Origin of the sequence: Vibrio sp. YT-16 (genome assembly GCF_033337405.1) — a bacterium.
GTDB classification, from domain to species: Bacteria; Pseudomonadota; Gammaproteobacteria; order Enterobacterales; family Vibrionaceae; genus Vibrio; species Vibrio alginolyticus.
In genome coordinates this window covers 1-2,844 of sequence record NZ_JAWOQQ010000047.1, presented here as the reverse complement: position 1 = coordinate 2,844, position 2,844 = coordinate 1, and the positions used below count along the sequence as shown (strand labels likewise).

The 2,844-nt window shown below is 46.3% G+C and carries 1 pseudogene; it reads left to right on the top strand.

Features of this window, described 5'->3' with window-relative positions:
• A pseudogene (gene metH, locus R7F07_RS24515) lies at positions 1-2,844 on the top strand (methionine synthase); the annotation flags it as partial.

Sequence of the window (2,844 nt, the reverse complement as noted above, 5' to 3'; positions counted from 1 at the left end):
AAGACAACAGATTGAAGCTCAATTGAAGAAACGTATCTTATTGATTGATGGTGGTATGGGAACCATGATTCAAGGGTACAAACTTGAAGAGCAAGATTACCGAGGAGAGCGCTTTGCCAATTGGCACTGTGATCTAAAAGGCAACAACGACTTGTTGGTGCTAAGCCAGCCTCAACTAATTAAGGAAATCCATAGCGCTTACCTTGAAGCCGGCGCTGATATTCTAGAAACCAATACCTTTAACGCGACCACCATTGCGATGGCTGACTATGAGATGGAAAGCCTGAGTGAAGAGATTAACTTCGCCGCGGCAAAACTGGCTCGTGAAGTTGCCGATGAGTGGACGGCGAAAACGCCTGACAAACCTCGTTACGTTGCAGGTGTACTTGGTCCAACCAACCGAACGTGCTCTATCTCTCCTGATGTGAATGATCCCGGCTACCGCAATGTTTCTTTAAATGAGCTGGTTGAAGCGTATTCCGAGTCAACTAGAGCGTTAATAAGAGGGGGGGCTAATCTTATTTTGATCGAAACTATTTTCGATACATTGAATGCTAAGGCATGTGCCTTTGCTGTCGATTCTGTATTTGAAGAGCTTGGTGTTGCACTGCCTGTCATGATTTCCGGTACGATTACCGACGCTTCGGGGCGCACGTTATCAGGGCAAACCACGGAAGCATTTTACAACTCTCTACGTCATGTAAGGCCGTTATCTTTCGGTCTTAACTGTGCATTGGGGCCAGATGAACTGCGCCCATACGTGGAAGAGCTTTCTCGTATTTCTGAATCATTTGTTTCCGCACACCCTAACGCAGGTTTGCCGAATGCTTTTGGAGAATATGACCTTTCTCCAGAAGATATGGCAGAGCATGTAAAAGAGTGGGCTAGCAGCGGCTTTTTAAATCTGATTGGTGGCTGTTGTGGGACAACGCGGGGGCATATTCGCCAAATGGCGCAGGCCGTTGAAGGTGTTACACCTCGCGCTTTGCCAGATTTGCCTGTTGCTTGTCGTCTCTCCGGATTAGAGCCATTAACGATTGAGAAAGAGACTTTATTCATCAATGTCGGTGAGCGAACTAACGTCACAGGTTCTGCTCGCTTTAAACGTTTGATCAAAGAAGAACAGTATGACGAAGCATTAGAAGTCGCGCGTCAGCAAGTTGCAAATGGTGCCCAAATCATCGACATCAACATGGATGAGGGGATGTTAGACGCACAGGCTTGTATGGTGCGTTTTCTAAACCTATGTGCCTCAGAACCAGAAATCTCCAAAGTGCCAATCATGGTCGACTCTTCCAAATGGGAAGTGATTGAAGCGGGTCTGAAATGCATTCAAGGTAAAGGTATTGTGAACTCTATCTCTTTGAAGGAAGGCAAAGAGAAATTTGTTGAGCAAGCTAAACTGATCCGTCGTTATGGCGCAGCTGTGATCGTCATGGCATTCGATGAGGTTGGTCAGGCAGAAACACGCGCGCGCAAGCTAGAAATTTGTACAAATGCTTATCGTATTTTAGTAGATGAAGTTGGCTTCCCGCCAGAAGACATTATTTTTGACCCGAACATTTTTGCCGTCGCAACGGGTATTGATGAGCACAACAACTATGCTGTTGATTTCATTGAAGCTGTAGCGGACATCAAGCGCGATTTGCCACACGCGATGATTTCCGGTGGCGTGTCGAACGTGTCTTTCTCCTTCCGCGGTAATAACTACGTTCGTGAAGCTATCCATGCTGTGTTCCTCTATCACTGTTTTAAAAATGGTATGGATATGGGGATCGTAAACGCGGGTCAACTTGAAATTTATGACAACGTTCCGGAAAAAGTACGAGAAGCGGTAGAAGACGTTGTGCTTAACCGTCGAGATGACGCTACAGAAAGATTGTTGGATATCGCGGCTGAGTACGCAGATAAAGGCGTTGGCAAAGAAGAAGATGCCTCTGCGCTTGAGTGGCGAACTTGGCCTGTCGCAAAACGTTTAGAGCATGCGTTAGTTAAAGGGATCACAGAGTTCATCGTTGCAGACACTGAAGAAGCACGTGTGAATGCGGCAAAACCACTGGAAGTGATTGAAGGTCCTTTGATGGATGGCATGAACGTGGTGGGGGACCTATTTGGTGAAGGTAAGATGTTCTTACCTCAAGTAGTGAAATCTGCACGTGTAATGAAGCAAGCTGTCGCACATTTAGAGCCTTTTATTAACGCCGAAAAACAATCTGGTAGCAGTAACGGAAAAATTTTGTTGGCGACAGTGAAGGGTGACGTGCACGACATCGGCAAAAACATTGTAGGCGTTGTACTGCAGTGTAATAACTACGAGATCATCGATCTTGGCGTGATGGTACCGTGTGAAAAGATCTTAAAAGTCGCGCTAGAAGAGAACGTTGATATTATCGGTTTGTCAGGGTTGATTACCCCATCTCTGGATGAAATGGTTCATGTTGCTAAAGAGATGGAACGTCTCAATTTTGATCTTCCGCTTCTGATTGGCGGGGCTACCACATCCAAAGCGCACACCGCCGTTAAGATTGAGCAGAACTACAAAAATCCGGTGGTTTACGTAAACAATGCGTCGCGCGAAGTAGGGGGTTGTTCGTCATTACTCTCCGATGAACGTCGACCTGCCTTTATAGAAAAACTGGATGCGGATTATGAGCGTGTTCGTGACCAACACAATCGTAAGAAGCCGCGTACTAAGCCTGTCACTTTAGAACAAGCGCGTGCAAACAAAGTCGCGATACAGTGGGATGCATACACCCCACCAGTTCCTGCATAACCAGGCCTCCACATTTTTGATGATTCTGATGTCGAAACCTTACGCAAGTATATCGACTGGACGCCGTTTTT